The sequence below is a fragment of the Streptomyces sp. NBC_01166 genome (assembly GCF_045039765.1).
GTDB lineage: Bacteria > Actinomycetota > Actinomycetes > Streptomycetales > Streptomycetaceae > Streptomyces.
This window is the reverse complement of record NZ_CP108613.1, coordinates 6,900,120-6,919,663: the sequence shown is the minus strand read 5'-3', so window position 1 is coordinate 6,919,663 and position 19,544 is coordinate 6,900,120. Positions and strand designations below refer to the sequence as shown.

Genomic DNA, 19,544 nt, shown 5'->3' with positions numbered 1-19,544 from the left:
TCCGGACAGTATTCGATGTGATATCCAGGCATGGATGTCGCATTTCCGTGAGGCGAGTCAGTGACGAAGCCGTGGAGCGGCGGCCTGCCGGCCGCCGCGTCCCGCCGCAGGTCCGGCGGCCGGTGCGGGACGCACGGCCGCCGGTACCCTGCCGCCGCTCCCGGCGTCAGGCCGCAGCGATGCCGGACAGCCACTTCTCCACCGCTCCGGCGGTGGATTCGGCCCGGTCCTCCATGACCGTGAAGTGCGTGCCGGGTACCTCGGCGAGCTCGTGCGCGCCCTCCCAGACCGCCTGCCAGCCGTCGAGTCCGGGGGCGAACGGCTCCTCGGGCCGGACGAACAGCACCGGAGCGGTCAGCGGGCCCGGCAGGCAGCCCCCGATCAGGTCGCTGTAACGGCTCATCGCCGCGAGGCGCGCGGTGCCGAAGCCGCCCACGGACGATTCACGGTCCAGCATGCCGTTGAACATCTCGCGCCGGAGCTGTTCGGTGCCGTCGTCGGCGAGCAGGTAGGTGTCCAGCAGGACCACACCGGAAGCCGGCCGGCCGGCCTTCTCCATCGCCTCGGCCGCCGCGTGGGCGAACTGCCCGCCGGAGGAGTAGCCGAGGAGTACATAGGGCCGTCCGTCGGCGCAGGCACGCCGGATGCCGTCGACGACGACCTCCACGACCGCGTCGACGGAGCGCGGCAGCGGCTCCCCGGGCACGAAGCCGGGAACGTCCGGGACCAGCACGTCGCGTCGGCCGTGGAAGTGCCGGGCGAAGCGGGCGTACTGGTGGGCGCCGCCCAGCGCCATCGGGGAGGGCAGGCAGAGCAGGCGGGGTCCCTCGTCTCCCGTCGCCAGGCGCACGGGGTCGCGTACGTCGCCGAACTCCGCCGCCGAGGAGAAGCCCGGCAGGATGTCCGCCGCGCAGTGCAGCAGCTTCATGGCTCGTTCCCAGTTGCCGTCGGCCGCCGCGCGCCGCACCAGCCCGCTGACCGATTCGATGTCGTCGTCCGCCGGCTCGGCGCCGTCCACGGCGAGGTGTCCGCGCAGGTGGGCGGCGAGCGCGGCGGGCGTGCGGTGGTCGAAGGCGACCCCGGCCGCGACGGTGACGCCGAGGGCGTTGGCGAGGGCTCCGCTCAGTTCGGCGGCGGAGACCGAGTCCATGCCGATCTCCAGGAAAGCGTCGTCGGGTTCGACGGCCTGCGGTCCCGCGTGTCCGAGGATCGCGGCGGTCTGCGCCCGTACCAGGTCGGCGAGCAGGGCCTCCTGCTCGGCCTCCGGGGCCGCCGCCAGCCGCTCCCGCAGACCCTGCGCCTCCGGGACCGCGGCGGGGGCGACGGAACCGGCCGGTCCGGCGGCCGGCTGCGTGGTGGGCCGGTCCATGGTGAGAGGGACGTCGGCGTCCAGCCAGTAACGCTCGTGCCGGAACGCGTACGTGGGCAGCTCGGCGCGGGCCGTACCGGGGAAGAGCGCCGCCCAGTTCATGGGCAGGCCGTCGGCGTGCAGCCGGGCGAGCCCGGACAACAGGGCCGCCGGTTCGGCGCCGTGGCGTCGGCCCAGGGCCACGACGGCGGCGTCGTCCTCGCCGACGCACTCCCGGACGAGCCCGGTCAGGACGGCGTCGGGACCGACCTCGACATAGCGGGTGACGCCCGACCCGCCGAGGGCGGCGACGGCGTCGGAGAAACGAACGGTGCCGCGCACGTGCCGTACCCAGTACCGCGGGTCGCGCAGTTGCTCCCCGGTGGCGGGTAGTCCGGTGAGCGCCGAGACCACGTCGACGCGGGGTTCGTGGAAGGTGAGCTGCGCGACGACCGCGTGGAAGTCGTCGAGCATGGCGTCCATCAACGGGGAGTGGAAAGCGTGCGAGACGCTGAGCCGCTTGGTCTTCTCGAATCCCGCGGCGGCGGAGAGGACCGCCTCACGCTCCCCGGACAGGACGACTGCCGACGGTCCGTTGACCGCCGCCAGGCCCACCCGCTCGTCCAGCAGCGGGAGGACCTCGTCCTCGCCGGCCCGCACGGCGACCATCGCGCCGCCCTCGGGCAGGGCCTGCATGAGCCGGCCGCGTGCGGCGACCAGGGTGCAGGCGTCGGCCAGGTCCAGCACTCCGGCCACATGGGCGGCGGCGATCTCGCCGACGGAGTGCCCCGACAGCACGTCGGGCCTCACACCCCAGGACTCCAGCAGCCTGAAGAGGGCCACCTCGTAGGCGAACAGGGCGGTCTGCGCGTACTGCGTGCGGTGTACCGCCTCGGTGTCCTCGCCGCTCAGTACGCCCGCCAGGTCCAGGCCGAGGTGGGCGTCGATCGCGTCGAACGTCTCGGCGAACACCGGGTAGTGCGCGCGTAGTTCGAGTCCCATGCCGGGCCGTTGGGCGCCCTGGCCGGTGAACAGGAACGCGGTGCGGCCACCGGTTCGGGCCCGGCCGGTGACGGCGGTGGCCGAGGGGCCTCCGGTGGCGAGAGCGTCCAGCCCTGCCCTGATCTGCTCCCGGTCGCCACCGACGACCACCGCCCGGTGGGCGAAGGCCGCGCGCCGGGTGCCCAGGGCCCTGGCGACGGCGGACACCGGCAGTCCGGGGCGGGCGTCGAGGAAGTCGCGCAGCCGCTCGGCCTGTGCGGGGAGGGCACGTGCGGAACGGGCGGACAGGGGCAGCATGACGGCCGGTGCGGGGGGTTCGGGCTCAGACCGGGGGGAGGTGTCGTCGTCGGGTGCCTCCTCCAAAATCACATGCGCGTTCGTCCCGCTGATCCCGAACGACGACACCCCCGCACGACGCACCCGCTCACCCCGCGCCCACGGACGTTCCTCATCCAGCAACCGCACCCGCCCCGCACCCCACTCCACCTTCCGCGACGGCTCACCCACATGCAGCGTCCGCGGCAACACCCCCTCCCCCAACGACAACACCATCTTCATCACACCCGCCACACCCGCAGCCGCCTGCGTATGCCCGACGTTCGACTTCACCGACCCCAACCACAACGGCACCTCACGCTCAACCCCGTACACCGCCAGCAAAGCCTGCGCCTCGATCGGATCACCCAACTCCGTCCCCGTACCATGCGCCTCCACCACATCCACATCACCCGCCGACACACCCGCCGACACCAACGCCTGACGCAACACCCTCTGCTGCGACGGACCATTCGGCGCCGTCAGACCATTCGACGCACCATCCTGATTCACCGCACTCCCCCGCACCACCGCCAACACCCGATGCCCCAACCGCCGCGCATCCGACAACCGCTCCAACACCAGCACACCGAGGCCTTCGGAGAACCCGGTGCCGTTCGCGTCGTCGGAGAAGGACCGGCACCGGCCGTCCGGGGAGAGGGCGCCCTGGCGGCTGAACTCGACGTAGGTACCCGGTGAGGCCATGACCGTCACTCCGCCGGCCAGGGCGAGGGTGCACTCGCCCTGGCGCAGCGCCTGCGCGGCCAGGTGGAGGGTGACCAGGGACGAGGAGCACGCGGTGTCGACGGTGAGGGCCGGGCCCTCCAGGCCGAGGGCGTAGGCGACCCGGCCCGAGACGACACTGCCGGAGCCGAAGCTGCCGAAGTAGTCGTGGTACATGACGCCCGCGTACACGCCGGTGGGGCTGCCGCGCAGCGACGACGGATCGATGCCCGCGTGCTCCAGTGCCTCCCAGGACCCTTCCAGCAGGAGCCGCTGCTGCGGGTCCATCACCAGGGCCTCGTGCGGGGAGATGCCGAAGAACGCAGCGTCGAAGTCCCCCGCGTCGTAGAGGAATCCGCCCTCGCCGGTGGAGGAGCGGCCCGGGGTGCCCGGTACCGGGTCGTGCAGGTCCGGGTCCCAGCCGCGGTCGTCGGGGAACGCGCCGATGCCGTCGCGGCCTTCGGCGACGAGGCGCCAGAGGTCCTCGGGCGAACGGACTCCGCCCGGGTAACGGCACGCCATACCCACGATCGCGATCGGTTCCCGGGCCGCGGCGGTCTGCGCCCGGTTGCGCTCCCGCAGCCGCTCGATCTCCTTGAGCGAGGCGCGCAGCGCCTCGATCATCCTGGTGTCGGGCTTCTCGGACTCGGCCATGGTTCTCTTCCTTCTCACAGGGCGTCGTCGTCGCCGACGAGGTCGTCGAGCGCCAGGGTGATCAGACTCTCGGCATCCATGGCGTCGATCGCGGGGCGGCCGGACTCGCCGTTCGCGGACCGCTCCCCCGCGGGCCTCAGTCCGGCGAGTTCGAGCAGGCTGTCCAGCAGTCCGGCTTCGCGGAGCCTGGCCACCGGAAGGGCGGCCAGCGCGGCGCGGACGGTGTCCTCCTCGCGCGGGCCGTCCGCGACGGACGGCGCCAGTTCGGCGGCAAGGTGGTCGGTGAGGGCGGCCGGGCTCGGGTGGTCGAAGACGAGCGTGGCGGACAGGCGCAGCCCGGTCGCCTCGTTGAGCCGGTTACGGAACTCGACGGCGGTCAGTGAGTCGAAGCCGAGGTCCTTGAAGGCCACCTCGGCCTCGAACTCCTCGGTCCCGAGCACCTGGCGGGCCTCGTCCCGCACCAGTTCGAGCAGGCGCGCGGTCCGTTCCTCGGGCGTGCGGGCGGCCAGGTCGCGGCGGAGCGCCGCCGACGCCACGGACGCGTTGGCACCGCCGCGGCGGGGCGCGCGCACCAGGCCACGCAGCAGCGGGGCGACGTGGCCGGCGTCCCGCGGGGTGCTGAGGTCCAGGCGGGCGGGCAGCAGGACCGGCTCCTCGCGTCCCACCGCTGTGTCGAACAGGCCCAGGCCCGCCGCCGTGTCGAGGGCGAGCACGCCCCCGGAGGCCATGCGGCGCGCATCGGCGTCGCCCAGGCGGTCGGCCATGCCTCCGCTGCCCGCCCAGGCCCCCCAGGCGAGCGAGACGGCCCGTAGCCCCAGGGAGCCCCGGTGCGCGGCGAGGGCGTCGAGGAAGGCGTTGCCAGCGGCGTAGGCGGCCTGGCCCGGACTGCCGAACAGGCCGGCCGCGGACGAGAACAGCACGAACGCGGTCAGCGGACGGTCCGCGGTGAGTTCGTGCAGATGCCAGGCGGCGTCCAGCTTGGGCCGCAGCACCGTGTCCAGCTGCTCGGGCGTGAGGGAGGTGAGGACGGCGTCGGCAAGGACACCGGCGGTGTGCACCACCGCGGTGACGGGGTGGTCCTCCAGTACGCGGGCGAGGGCGGAGCGGTCGGACGCGTCGCACGCGACGAGGGTGACCCGGGCACCGAGGGTGGTCAGTTCCTCCCGCAGTTCCCCGGCGCCGGGGGCCTTGTCGCCGCGGCGGCCGAGCAGGACGAGCCTGGTGGCTCCGTGCTCGGTGACCAGGTGGCGGGCCACCTCCCGGCCGAGAGCGCCGGTGCCGCCGGTGATCAGTACGGTGCCCGTCCAGTCGGCTGGTACGTGCCCGTCCCGGCGCGGCGCGCGGACGAGGCGCGGTGCGCTCACCGCGCCGTCGCGGAGCACCAGTTGGGGTTCGCCGGAGGCGACGGCGGAGGGCAGCCGGCGGCGGGAGGCGTCGGTGTCGTCGAGGTCGGCCAGGACGATCCGGTCGGGGTGTTCCGACTGGGCCGAGCGGATCAGACCCCACACGGCGGCGGCACCGGGGTCGCTGATCGCCGCGGGATCGGGGCCGGTGGCCCCCCGGGTGGTGACAACCAGGCCGGTGCCGGAGAACCGCTCGTCGGCCAGCCAGTCCTGGACCACGGCGAGCATCCGCCGGGCCCCGGCCCGGATCTCTTCGGGGTTCCGTCCGCCGGGGTGCGGGACGACCAGGGTGTCGGGGGCCAGCGCGACGGCCTCGGGCAGTCCGGTGACAGTCGTGACCTCGGCGATCTCCCCGCCGAGCGCGGCGGCCAGGTCCTCGTGGCCGGAGCCGAGGACGGCCCACCGGCCTGCCTGCGGGGCGGTGGGCACCGCGACGGGCACCCAGTCGAGGGCGAACAGGTCTTCGTGCCCGCCGGCGGCCGCCGCCGCGATCCTGGCGGGGTCGACCTCCCGCAGCGCCAGCGACGCGACCCGGGCGACGGGCCGGCCGTCGGCGTCGGCGGCGTCGATGCGTACGGCGCCGGAGTCCAGGGGTGCGATCCGCACACGCAGGGCGGTCGCGCCCGCGGAGTGCAGTTCGACGCCGCTCCAGGCGAACGGCAACGCCATCCGCTCCAAGGCTCCGGCGCGCAGGCCGACGGCGTGCAGCGCGGAGTCGAGCAGCGCCGGGTGCAGTCCGAAGGGGGCACCGTCCGTGTCGACGGCGACCTCGGCGTACACCTCGTCACCGAGGCGCCAGGCGGCGCGCAGTCCCCGGAAGCGGGGCCCGTACTCGGCTCCCAGTGCGGCGAGCCGGTCGTAGACGTCGTCCAGGTCGACGGCTTCGGCGCCGGCCGGCGGCCAGGACGTCAGGTCGTGGGCGGGCAGCGGGTCCGCCGGCCGCAGGACGCCGGTGGCGTGGGTGGTCCACGGGTCGTCGTCGGCCGCCGCGTACACGGTGAAGTCCCGGGCGCCGGTGGCGTCCGGCTCACCGGCGGTGGCCTGGAGGCGGACGCTGCCGTGCTCGGGGAGCACCAGCGGTTCGGAGACGGTCAGTTCCTCCACCACGGGGCAGTCCAGCCGGGCCCCCGCGGCGAGGGCCATCTCGACGAACGCCGTGCCCGGCAGCAGCGGTACGCCGCCGACGCGGTGGTCGGCCAGCCACGACTGGGCGGAGAGCGAGAGCCGGCCGGTGTGCAGGGCCGCGTCGGCGTCGGCGCGCTCGACGGCGGCGCCCAGCAGCGGGTGGCCGACGGCGGGCCCGGGCTGCCCCGGGTCGCCGGTCATCCAGTAGCGGTCCCGCTGGAAGGCGTAGGTCGGCAGGTCCGAACCGTCGCGGTGGGGCAGCAGGTCCGTCCAGTCGACGGTGACGCCGTGCACGTGCAGCGCGGCGAGCCCGGTGACCAGTGCCTCGGTCTCCTCGCGGTCCTTGCGCTGGAGGGCGACCACGGCGGCCGTGTCCTCGGGCAGGCAGTCACCGGCGGCCGCGGTGAGCGCGCTGCCGGGTCCGACCTCGGCGAAGTGCCGGGCGCCCGCGTCGTGCAGGGCGGACACGGCGTCGGCGAAGCGGACCGCCTCACGGGCGTGCCGTACCCAGTAGTCGGGGGTGGACAGTTCGTCGGCGGCCGCGGGAGCTCCGGTGAGGGTGGACACCAGCGGGAGGCGCAGCGACCCGTACGACAGCGACTCGGCGACCTCGCGGAACTCCTCGAGCATCGGTTCCATCAGGGCCGAGTGGAATGCGTGGCTGACGGCCAGTTCCTTGCTCCGGTCGAAGCGGGCGGCGAGCGCGCGGGCCGGGCCGGCGGGGCCGGAGACCACCACGGACGTGGGTCCGTTGACGGCGGCGAGGCCGACCCCGTTCCCGAGCAGCGGCGTGACCTCGTCCTCCGCCGCGCCTACGGCGATCATGACGCCGCCGTCGGGGAGCGCCTGCATCAGCCTTCCCCGGGCGGCGACGAGCCGGCACGCGTCCTGGAGGCCGAGGACGCCCGCCACGTGGGCGGCGGCGATCTCGCCGACGGAGTGCCCGGCGAGCAGGTCCGGCCTGACGCCGAACGACTCCAGCAACCGGAACAGCGCCACCTCGAAGGCGAACAGGGCGGGCTGGGTGTACTCGGTGCGCTCCAGCAGTCCGGCGGAGTCGAGGACGTCGCCGAGCGGCCGGTCCAGCAGCGGGTCCAGGTGGGCGCGGACCTCGTCGAAGGCGGCGGCGAAGGCGGGGAACGCGATGCCGAGCCGGGCGCCCATGCCGGGCAGTTGGGAGCCCTGGCCGGAGAAGAGCAGGGCCAGCTTGCCGTCGGTCGCCGGGCCGGCCGTGCCGACCGGGGGTGTGCGTCCCTCGGTCAGCGCGCGCAGCCCGGCGGTCAGGTCCTCGCGGGTGTGCCCGACGACGGCGGCGCGGTGGCCGAGTGCGGTACGGGCGTGGGCGAGGGCGCCGGCGATCCGGCGCGGGTCGGCGTTCGGGTGGCCGTTCAGGTGGTCCAGCAGCCGGCCGGCCTGGGCCCGCAGGGCCTGGGACGTGCGGCCGGACAGCAGCCACGGCACGGCGCCCACCGCGGGACCTGCGGGCGGCGTGATGCGGGCCGGCGGGGCGGCGGGTGGCGCCTCCACGATCACATGGGCGTTGGTGCCCGAGATACCGAAGGAGGAGATGCCCGCGCGGCGCGGACGGCCGGGGTCCGGCCACGGCAGGGACTCGGTCAGCGGGCGGACGTTGCCGCCCTCCCACTCCACGTGCCGGGAGGGCGTGTCGATGCCGAGGCTGGCCGGCAGGGTCTCGTGGTGGATCGCCTGGACCATCTTGATGACACCGGCGACACCGGCGGCGGCCTGGGTGTGGCCCAGGTTGGACTTGACCGAGCCGAGCCACAGCGGGCGTTCCTCGGTGTGCGCCGCGCCGTAGGTGGCGATCAGGGCCTGGGCCTCGATGGGGTCGCCCAGGGTGGTGCCGGTGCCGTGGGCCTCGACCACGTCGACGTCGGCCGCCCCGACGCCCGCCGCTTCCAGGGCGCGGCGGATGACGCGCTGTTGCGCGGGGCCGTTGGGGGCGGTGATGCCGTTGGAGGCGCCGTCCTGGTTGACGGCGGTGCCGCGGAGCACGGCGAGGATCGTCCTGCCGTTGCGGCGGGCGTCGCTGAGCCGTTCCAGCAGCAGCACGCCGGCTCCCTCGCCGAAGCCGGTTCCGTCGGCGGCGTCGGCGAAGGGTCGGCAGCGGCCGTCGCTGGAGAGGCCGCGGTGCCGGCTGAACTCCACGAAGGTGCCGGGGGTGGCCATGACGGTCACTCCTCCGGCCAGGGCGAGGGAGCAGTCGCCCTGGCGCAGCGCCTGCGCGGCCAGGTGCAGGGCCACCAGCGAGGAGGAGCAGGCGGTGTCGACGGAGAGCGTCGGTCCCTCGAGGCCCAGGGTGTAGGCGACGCGGCCGGAGACGACGCTGCCGGAGCCGAAGCTGCCGAAGTAGTCGTGGTACATGACGCCCGCGAAGACGCCGGTGTCGGAGCCGCGCAGGGTGGCCGGGTCGATGGAGGCGCGCTCCAGGGCCTCCCAGGAGGTCTCCAGCAACAGCCGCTGCTGGGGGTCGGTGACGAGAGCCTCCTCCTCGTCCATGCCGAAGAAGGCCGGGTCGAATTCGGCCGCGTCGTACAGGAAGGCGCCGTGCCGGGTGTAGCTGGTGCCCGGCCTGTCCAGGGTGGGGTCGTGGAGGGTCTCGACGTCCCAGCCGCGGTCCGCGGGGAACTCCCCCACGGCGTCGCGGCCTTCGGCCACGAGGCGCCACAGCTCCTCTGGGGAGGAGACGTCGCCGGGGAAGCGGCATCCCATGCCGACGATGGCGATGGGCTCGTCGGCGGCGGCGCGTACGGCGGTGGCGGGCGCGGCCCGGTCGAGGGCACCGGTCAGTTCACCCAGCAGGTAGCGGGCGAGTTCGGCCGGAGTGGGGTGGTCGAAGACCAGGGTGGCGGGCAGCCGCAGTCCGGTCGTCGCGGCGAGTCCGTTGCGCAGTTCGACCGCGGCAAGGGAGTCGAAGCCCAGCTCGCGGAAGGGCAGCGTACGGCTGACCTCGTGGGCGGAGCGGTAGCCGAGGATGGTGGCGACCCGGCTCTGCACGAGTTCGGTGAGGAACGGCTCGCGCTCCGGCTCCAGCAGCCCGGCGAGCCGGTCGCGCAGCGAGTCGGCCCCGCCGGCGGCCGCGTGGCCGGCGGTCGCGCGGCGTACGGGGACCAGGCCGCGGAAGAGCGGGGCCAGGGCGTCCGCCTGGCCGCGCAGCGCCGCGGTGTCCAGCCTGACCGGGAGGACGACGGGGTCGGCGCCGCGCAGGGCGGCGTCGAACAGGGCGAGTCCCTCCTCGGTCGCCAGCGGGGCGACACCGCCGCGGGCGATGCGCGCCCGGTCGGATTCGTCGAGGGTGCCGGTCATGCCGCTCGCCTGGGCCCAGAGGCCCCAGGCCAGGGAGTGCGCGGGCAGGCCGAGGGAGTGCCGGTGGGCGGCGAGGGCGTCGAGGTAGGCGTTGGCGGCGGCGTAGTTGCCCTGGCCCGGGGAGCCGAGGGTGGCGGCCGACGAGGAGAACAGTACGAACGCCGACAGGCCGAGGTCCGCGGTGAGTTCGTGCAGGTTCCAGGCGGCGTCGACCTTGGGCCGGAAGACCGCGTCGACGCGTTCGGGGGTGAGGGAGGCGAGCACACCGTCGGCCAGGACACCGGCCGCGTGGATCACGGCGGTCAGCGGACGGTCGGCGGGGATCCCGTCCAGCACCCCGGCGAGGGCGTCGCGGTCGGCGGCGTCGCAGGCGACGCCGGTGACCTCGGCGCCCAGCTCGGTCAGCTCGGTGACCAGGCCGTCGTCGGCGCCGCTCCTGCTGAGCAGCAGCAGGTTGCGTACGCCGAGGGGGCCGGCCAGATGGCGGGCGATGATCCCGCCGAGGGCGCCGGTCGCCCCGGTCAGCAGGACGGTGCCGGAGCCGAGGCCGGAGTCGGCGGCGGTGGAGGAGCCGGCGTCCGTGGGGGCGGCTCCGGCGTCCGTATCCGGGACGCGGGCCAGGCGCGGCACGTACCAGGTGCCGTCGCGCAGCGCGAGGTGCGGTTCGCCGCTCGCGAGAGCCTCGGAGAGACGGTCGGGACCGGGGTCCGTCGCGCTCTCGACCAGGACGATGCGGCCGGGGTTCTCGGACTGGGCCGAGCGGACCAGCCCGCCGGCCGCGGCGCCGGCCGGGTCGGTGCCGGTGAGGACGACGAGGGTGCTGTCGCCGTCCTGTTCGTCGGCGAGACGGTCGCGCAGCCCGTCCAGGACGGTGGTGACGGTCGCGCGCGTCTCCCCGGCGCCGATGCCCGCCCCGGCGCGCAGCACCTCCCCGTCCCACGGTGTGCCCTCGGTCCCCGCCGGGGCCGGTGCGGGGACCCAGTCGACGCGGTGGAGCGCGCCGGACCGGGCGGACCGGGCGGCCGCGTCCACCACGTCGGTGCGCAGCGGGCGCAGGGTGAGGGAGTCGACCGTGGCGACGGGGGCTCCGGCAGGATCGGCCAGCGTGAGGGCGACGGTGCCCTCGCCCGTGGCGCGGACCTTCACACGCAGCGCGGTGGCTCCCGTGGCGTGCAGCTGTACCCCGGACCAGACGAACGGCAGCAGAGCCTGGTCGCCGGCGGCGTCGGTGAGCCCGACGGTGTGCAGGACGGCGTCGGAGAGGGCCGGGTGCAGTCCGAAGCCGTCGACGGGTGCCTCGGTGGCGACCTCGGCGTACACGGCGTCCTCGGTGCGCCAGGCGGCGCGCAACCCCTGGAACAGCGGGCCGTAGCCGAGTCCGAGGGCGGCGAGTTCGTCGTACAGGCCGTCGAGGGGCACCGGTTCGGCGTCACGCGGCGGCCAGGCGGTGAGTGGTTCGACGACGGCCGGGAGGGTGCCGGTCGGAGCGAGCAGGCCGTCGGCGTGCCGCGTCCAGGGGAGGTCCTCGTCGGTGCTCTCTGGACGGGACCACAGGGTCAGCGGGCGGGTCCCCCCGTCGGGCGGGCCGACGACGGCCTGGAGCTGGACGGCTCCGTGGTCGGGCAGGACCAGCGGGGCGTGGAGCGTGAGTTCGGCCAGGTCGCCGCAGCCGACCTGGTCGCCCGCGCGCAGGGCGAGTTCGAGGTGTCCGGTGCCGGGGAACAGCAGCCGGTCCCCGACGCGGTGGTCGTTCAGCCAGGGGTGCGTGCCCGCCGAGAGCCGGCCGGTGAGGACGGCCTCCTCGCTGCCGGCCCGTGCGATGGCGGCGCCGAGCAGGGAGTGGTCGGTGGCCGCGAGGCCGGCGGAGGTGACGTCGGCCCCGGTGGCGGTGCTGTCGAGCCAGTACCACTCACGCTGGAAGGCGTACGCCGGCAGGGGGACGAGGCGGGTGCGACGGCCCTCCGCGACCGCGGCCCAGTCGACGCCCGCGCCGTGGGTGAAGGCCTCGCCCAGACCGGCGAGCAGCCGGTCCCGGCCGCCCTCGTCGCGGCGCAGCGAGCCGACGGCGGCGACCGCGTCGTCCGTCTCCTGGATTCCGACGGTCAGCACCGGGTGGGGGCTGGACTCCACGAACAGGGTGTGGCCGCCGGCGACCGCGCCGCGTACGGCCTGCTCGAACAGCACGGTGCTGCGGAGGTTGGTGTACCAGTACTCGGCGCCGAGCTCGGCGGTGTCGATCGGGGCGCCGGTGACGGTGGAGTAGAAGGGCACGTCGGTGCTGCGCGGCTCGATGCCCGCGAGGTCCTCGGCGAGGCGTTCACGCAGGGACTCCACGTGTGCGCTGTGGGAGGCGTAGTCGACGGGCAGTCGCTTGGCGCGGACCTTGTCGGCGCGCAGCCTCAGGCGGAGTTCGTCGAGGGCGTCGGAGTCCCCGGAGACGACGGTGGAGGCGGTGCCGTTGACAGCGGCGACCGAGAGCCGGCCGTCCCAGGCCGTGAGGCGGTCGCGAACCGCGTCGGCGCCCTCGCCCACGGACATCATGCCGCCGGAGCCGGACAGCAGCTCGGCGATGGCCTGGGAGCGCAGGGCGACCACGCGCGCGCCGTCCACCAGGGAGAGCGCGCCGACGGCGCAGGCGGCGGCGATCTCGCCCTGGGAGTGGCCGATGACCGCGGCCGGGGTGACGCCGTAGCCGCTCCAGGTGTGCGCCAGGGACACCATCACGGCCCACAGCAGAGGCTGGACGACGTCGACCCGGTCGAGCCCGCCGCGCAGTTCGGTGGCGAAGTCCCAGTCGGTCCAGGGCTCCAGGGCGGCGGCGCACTCGGCCATGCGGGCCGCGAACACCGGTGATCCGTCGAGGAGTTCCGTCGCCATGCCGGACCACTGCGAGCCCTGGCCGGGGAAGACGAAGACGGGGCGGGCCCGCCCGGTGGCGGTGCCAACGGCGAGGTTGCGGGCGGTGCCGCCGTCGGCCAGCGCGGCAAGCGCCCCGCGCAGTCCGGCGGGGTCGGTGCCGGTGACGGCAGCACGGTGCGCGAAGTGGGCGCGGCCGGTCGCCAGCGACCAGCCGACGTCGCGGGGGTCGAGCTCGGGGTGCGCGTCGAGGTGGCCGAGCAGCGCGGCGGCCTGTCCGGCGAGCGCGGCGGGCGACTTCGCCGTGAGCAGCCACGGGACGGCGTGTCCCGGGGCGTCGGAACCCGGCGCCACGTCGGGCTCCGAGGCCGCCGGGGCCTGTTCGAGGATGACGTGGGCGTTGGTGCCGCTGATCCCGAAGGAGGACACCCCGGCCCTGCGCGGCCGCCCGGCCTCGGGCCAGGCCCGCTCCTCGGTCAGCAGGCGCACCTGCCCCGCCTCCCAGTCGACCTTGCCCGACGGTTCGTCGACGTGCAGGGTCCTGGGCAGGCTGCCGTGCCGCATCGCCATGACCATCTTGATCACACCGGCGACGCCGGCCGCGGCCTGGGTGTGCCCGATGTTGGACTTGACCGACCCCAGCCACAGCGGCCGGTCCTCGGACCGGTCCTGGCCGTAGGTGGCCAGCAGGGCCTGCGCCTCGATCGGGTCGCCGAGGGTCGTACCGGTGCCGTGCGCCTCGACCACGTCGACGTCGGCGGTGGTGAGGCGGGCGTTCTCCAGGGCCTGGAGGATGACGCGTTCCTGGGAGGGGCCGTTGGGTGCGGTCAGCCCGTTGGAGGCGCCGTCCTGGTTGACGGCGGTCCCGCGGACGACGGCGAGGACCGGGTGGCCGTTGCGGCGGGCGTCCGAGAGACGTTCCACCACCAGGACGCCGACGCCCTCGCCCCACACCGTTCCGGCGGCCGCGTCGGCGAACGCGCGGGTACGGGCGTCGGGAGCGAGGGCGCCCTGCCGGCTGAACTCGATGAAGGTCTCCGGGGTGGCCATGACGGCGACGCCGCCGACCAGGGCGAGGGAGGACTCGCCCTGCCGCAGCGACTGCCCTGCCAGGTGCAGCGCCACCAGCGAGGAGGAGCAGGCGGTGTCGACGGAGAGTGAGGGGCCCTCGAGGCCGAGGGTGTAGGCGACCCGGCCGGAGATGATGCTGCCGGAGCCGAAGCTGCCGAAGTAGTCGTGGTACTGCACGCCCGCGAACACACCGGTCGGGCTGCCCTTGAGGGAGTGCGGGTCGATGCCGGCGTGCTCCAGCGCCTCCCAGGAGGCCTCCAGCAGCAGCCGCTGCTGCGGGTCGGTGACGAGTGCCTCCTTGGGGCTGATGCCGAAGAACGCGGCGTCGAACGCGCCCGCGTCGTGGAGGAACCCGCCCTCGCCGACGTAGGAGGTGTCGGGGCGCTGCCGGGTGGGGTCGACGACGCGGTCGACGTCCCAGCCGCGGTTGGCGGGGAACGGGGCGATGGCGTCGGTGCCCTCGGCGACCAGCCGCCACAGGTCCTGCGGCGTACGGACGTCGCCCGGGTAGCGGCAGGCCATGCCGACGATCGCCAGCGGCTCGTCGGCGCGGACCCGTCCGGTGCGCCGGGTGCGGCGGACGGAGCCGGCGGCCCCGGCGACCAGGGTGCCGAGGTGCGTGGCGAGCGCCTCGGGCGAGGGATGGTCGAAGACGAGGGTGGCGGGCAGTCGCTGGCCCGTCTCGGCGGACAGGGAGTTGCGCAGTTCGATCGCGGCGAGCGAGTCGAAGCCGAGGTCCTTGAAGGCCCGGTCGGTCTCCACGGTGTCCGGTCCGGCGTGTCCGAGGACGGCGGCCACATGGGCGCGGACGGTGTGCAGCAGGGCCTCGGCCCGCTCCGCCTCACCGAGGGAGGCCACGCGTTCGGCGAATCCGGACCCGGTGTCCCCGGTGGCGGCCTCCCGGCGGACCGGGCGCCCCGCCAGCGCACGGAGGACGGGGGCGAGTTCGCCGCCCTGGGCGCGCAGAGCGGACAGGTTCAGGCGTACGGGGGCCACCGCGGGGCGGCCGGTGCCCAGTGCCCGGTCGAACAGGGCGGTGCCCTCCTCGGCGGACAGCGGGATCATGCCGCCGCGGGCCATGCGGGCGAGGTCGGTCTCGTCCAGGGCGCCGGTCATGCCGCCGGTCGGGGCCCAGGGCCCCCAGGCCAGGGCGAGGGCGGGCGAACCGTTCGCAGCGCGGTGGGCGGCGAGCGCGTCTAGGCAGGCGTTGGCGGCGGCGTAGTTGCCCTGGCCGGGGGCGCCGACGGTGCCGGCGACGGAGGAGAACAGCACGAACGCCGACAGGTCGTGATCACGGGTCAGTTCGTGCAGGTGGAGGGCGCCGAGCGCCTTGGGGCCGAGGACGGCGTCGAGTCGCTCGGGCGTCAGGGAGGCCACCACGCCGTCGTCGAGGACACCCGCGGCGTGGACGACCGCGGTGAGCGGACGGTCCCGTCCGAGGCCGGCGAGCAGCGCGGAGACGGCCTCGCGGTCGGCGACGTCGCAGGCGTGCACGGAGGCGCTCGCGCCGAGCGCGGCGAGTTCGGCGACCAGGCCGTCGGCCCGGCCGCCGCGGCTGACCAGTACGAGGTGGCGCACGCCGTGGGCGGTGACCAGATGCCGGGCGAGCACGGGCCCGAGTCCGCCGGTGGCACCGGTCAGCAGCACGGTGCCCTCGGGGTCGAGGGCCGGGGCCGCCTCGCCTTCGAGAGGCTCGGCGCGTACCAGCCGGGCCGCGCGGGCGGTGCCGGAGCGGACGGCCACCTGCGGTTCGCCGGAGGCGAGGACCGCGGGCAGCAGGGTGCCGGGGTCGGCGCCGGGTTCGAGGTCGAGCAGGACGCACCGGCCGGGGCTCTCCGACTGCGCGGAGCGCGCGAGGCCCCATACCGCCGCGCCGGCCAGGTCGGGCACGTCCTCACCGGCGGTGGAGACGGCGCCCCGTGTGACGAGGGCCAGCGGCCGGGCGTCGTCGTCCTGGAGGGCTGCGAGCGCGGTGTGCAGCGCGGCGCGTACCGTGCCGGCGTCCGCGCCGGACGGGATCTCCAGCAGGCGGTGGTCGGCGGCGGGGGCGTCGGGGTCGAGCGCCAGCGGCTGCCAGTCGAGTACGAACAGGGCCTCGCCGACGGTGTCCTGCTCGCCGCGCAGCCGCGTCAGCGGACGGGAGGCCAGGGAGTCGACGGTCGCGACGGGAGCGCCGGTGGCGTCGGCCAGGTCGACGGCGAAGGTGTGGTCGCCGGCGGGTGTCATGCGGGCCCGCAGGACCGACGCGCCCACGGCGTGCAGGGTGACGCCCGCGAACATGAAGGGCAGCCGGGCGGTGTCGTCACCGGAGCCGTCGCCGAGCAGGGCCAGGGAGTGCAGGGCGGCGTCGAAGGCGGCGGGGTGGAGGCCGAAGCGGGGGGCGTCCGTCGCGGGCCGCTCCGGAAGACGCACCTCGGCGTAGACCGTGTCGCCGTCGCGCCAGGCGGCGGTCAGGGCGCGGAAGGCGGGCCCGTAGTCCAGGCCGGCGGCCGCGTGCCGCTCGTACAGGCCGGTGAGGTCGAGCTCCTCGGCGTCCTGCGGCGGCCAGACGTCCAGCCGGGCGCCGGGGGGCGCGGTCCCGTCGGCGAGCAGACCGGAGGCGTGCAGGGTCCAGGGCTCGTCGGCGGGCGGGTTCTCGGCGCGGGCGTAGATCTGGACCGTGCGGGCCCCGGACGGGTCCGGGGTGCCGACGGCGACCTGGACCCGGACACCGTCGGCGGGCGGCAGCACCAGAGGTATCTCCAGGGCCAGTTCTTCCAGCCGGCCGCAGCCGACCTGGTCGCCGGCGCGGACCGCGAGTTCCACCATCGCGGTGCCGGGGACCACGACGGAACCGCCGACGACGTGGTCGGCGAGCCAGGGGTGGGTCCGCACCGACAGCCGGCCGGTCAGGACGGCCCCGTCGGAGTCGGCGAGCACGGTGGCGGCACCGAGCAGCGGGTGGTCGGCGGAGTCCAGCCCCACGGAGCCGACATCGCCGGCCGGGGCGGCCGTCTCGGGCCAGAACCGCTCGCGCTGGAAGGCGGTGGTGGGCAGGTCGACGGTGCGGGCCCCGGTGAACAGCTCCTCCCAGCGCGGGCCGGCGCCACCGGCGTGCAGCTGGGCGAGGGCGGTGAGCAGGGTCTCGGTCTCGTCCCGGCCACGGCGGGTGGCGGCGGCCAGGACGGCGTCGCCCGCGGCGTCGTCGTCGGCGGCGGCCAGGCACTCGCGGGCCATGGCGGTCAGCACCGCGTCGGGGCCGATCTCCAGGAACCGGGTGACGCCCTCCGCGGCGAGGGTGCGTATCCCGTCGTGGAAGCGGACGGCCTCGCGCACGTGCCGTACCCAGTAGTCGGGGGTGCCGATGTCCTGGGTTGCGAGCCGGCCGGTGAGGTTGGACACCACGGGGACGGTCGCCCGGTGGAAGGTCAGGGAGGACACCACGGACCGGAACTCGGCCAGCATCGGTTCCATCAGCGGGGAGTGGAAGGCGTGCGACACCTTCAGCCGGCGGCTCTTCTCGAAGTGCGCGGCGACCGCCTCGGCCTCGGCGGCGTCACCGGAGACGACGACGGAGTCCGGCCCGTTGACGGCGGCCACGCCGACCCGGCCGGTGAGCAGGGGGCGTACGGCCTCCTCGGTGGCGCGCAGGGCGATCATGGCGCCGCCCTCGGGGAGAGCCTGCATGAGCCGGCCGCGCGCGACCACCAGCGTGACGGCGTCCGCGAGGTCCAGTACGCCCGCGACGTGGGCGGCGGCGATCTCGCCGATCGAGTGGCCCGCGAGGTAATCGGGGGCAAGGCCCCACGACTCCACCAGCCGATACAGCGCGACCTCGAAGGCGAACAGCGCGGTCTGGGTGCGGGCCGTGCGGTTCAGCGGCCCGGGATCGTCACCGAGGACCAGCTCGCGCAGGTCACCGTCGCCGGACAGCTCGCAGATCTCGTCGAACACGCGGGAGAAGACCGGGAAGTGGGCGTGCAGTTCGCGGCCCATGCCAGGTCGCTGGGAGCCCTGGCCGGTGAACAGGAAGGCGGTCTGGCCCTTGCGGACGCGGCCGAGCGCGGTGGCACGGCCGCCCTCCGCGAGGCGGGTCACGGCGTCGAGCAGCGTGTCCCGGTCGGCGCCGAGGACCACGGCCCGGTACGGGTGGGCGGTGCGGGTGACGGCCAGCGAGTGCGCCACGTCCACGGGGTGGGCCTCGGTGACGGCCGCGGCCAGGAGGGCGGCCTGCTCGCGCAGGGCTCGCTCGCTGCGGCCGGAGAGCACCCACGGCACCAGCGGCGGCGCGGTGCGCGGCGCGGGTTCCCCGGAGGGCTCTTCGGCGGGTTCCCCGGTGTGTTCTTCGGAGGGGGCCTCTTCCAGAATGGTGTGGGCGTTGGTCCCGCTGGCACCGAAGGAGGAGACCGCTGCCCGTCGCGGGCGCCCCGGGTCGGTCCAGGGGCGGTTGGCGGTGAGCAGACGGACGTTGCCCTGGCTCCAGTCGACCTTGTCGGACGGCTCCTCGGCGTGCAGGCTCCGCGGCAGCACGCCGTGCCGCATCGCCATGACGACCTTGATGATTCCTGCGACGCCTGCGGCGGCCTGGGTGTGGCCGATGTTGGACTTCACCGAGCCCAGCCACAGCGGTGCGTCCTTCGGCCGGTCCTGCCCGTAGGTGGCGAGCAGGGCCTGTGCCTCGATGGGGTCGCCGAGCGTGGTACCGGTGCCGTGCGCCTCCACCAGGTCGACGTCGGCCGGGGTGAGCTGCGCGCCGGCCAGCGCGGCGCGCACCACCCGCTGCTGGGAGGGGCCGTTGGGGGCGGTCAGGCCGTTGGAGGCACCGTCCTGGTTGACGGCCGAGCCCCGGATGACGGCGAGGACCTCGTGGCCGTTGCGGCGGGCGTCGCTCAGCCGTTCCAGCAGCAGCATGCCGGCGCCCTCGCCCCAGCCGGTGCCGTCGGCCGAGTCCGCGAAGGACTTGCACCGGCCGTCCGGGGCGAGGCCCCGCTGGCGGCTGAAGGCGACGAACGAGTTGGGGGTGGACATGACGGTGGCGCCGCCCGCCAGGGCGAGGGTGCACTCCTTGCCCCGCAGGGCCTGTACGGCAAGGTGCACCGCCACGAGCGCCGACGAGCAGGCGGTGTCGATGGTGACGGCCGGGCCCTCCAGCCCGAGGGTGTAGGAGATCCGGCCGGAGATCACGGCGGCCAGGGCACCGGTGCCGAGCGCCGCCTCGGAGTCCTGCGGCATCCGCGCCAGCAGGTCCCGGTAGTCCTGGCCGTTGGTCCCGGCGAACACCCCGACCCGGGCGCCGTGCACCGAGTCGGGAGCGATACGGGCGCGTTCCAGCGCCTCCCACGACACCTCCAGCAGCAGGCGCTGCTGGGGGTCCATCGTGACGGCTTCCCGCGGGCTGATGCCGAAGAAGTCCGGCTCGAACCCCGCGGCGTCGCGCAGGAAGCCGCCACGCGTGGAGTACGTCTTCCCCGTGGCGTCCGGGTCCGGGTCGTACAGCGCGTCGACGTCCCAGCCGCGGTCACCGGGGAAGTCCCCGATGGCGTCGGTGCCCTCGTGGACCAGCTGCCAGAACTCCTCGGGGGTGGTGACCCCTCCGGGGAAGCGGCAGCTCATTCCGACGATGGCGATGGGTTCCCGGTCCTGGGTCTCCACCTCACGCAGCCGCTGACGGGTCTGGTGCAGATCGGCGGAGACCCGCTTGAGGTAGGAGAGCAGCTTTTCGTCGTTGGTCATCGGGTGTC

General features: G+C 75.1%; 2 protein-coding genes. Both read right to left on the bottom strand.

What is annotated here, in order from left to right; genetic code table 11:
• Positions 1 to 166 precede the first annotated feature (166 nt).
• Positions 167 to 4,042: a type I polyketide synthase gene (locus OG379_RS31335; RefSeq protein ID WP_405666380.1), complete on the bottom strand. Its 3,876-nt coding sequence runs from the start codon at positions 4,040 to 4,042 to the stop codon at positions 167 to 169.
• A 14-nt stretch (positions 4,043 to 4,056) separates the two neighbouring features.
• Complete coding sequence (locus tag OG379_RS31330) at positions 4,057 to 19,536, bottom strand: SDR family NAD(P)-dependent oxidoreductase (RefSeq protein ID WP_405666378.1); 15,480 nt, start codon at positions 19,534 to 19,536, stop codon at positions 4,057 to 4,059.
• Positions 19,537 to 19,544: the final 8 nt, after the last annotated feature.

Excerpts from the sequence above, each read along its gene's own strand:
- OG379_RS31330 (WP_405666378.1), bottom strand. The coding sequence starts at position 19,536 with ATGACCAACGACGAAAAGCTGCTCTCCTACCTCAAGCGGGTCTCCGCC.
- OG379_RS31335 (WP_405666380.1), bottom strand. The coding sequence starts at position 4,042 with ATGGCCGAGTCCGAGAAGCCCGACACCAGGATGATCGAGGCGCTGCGC.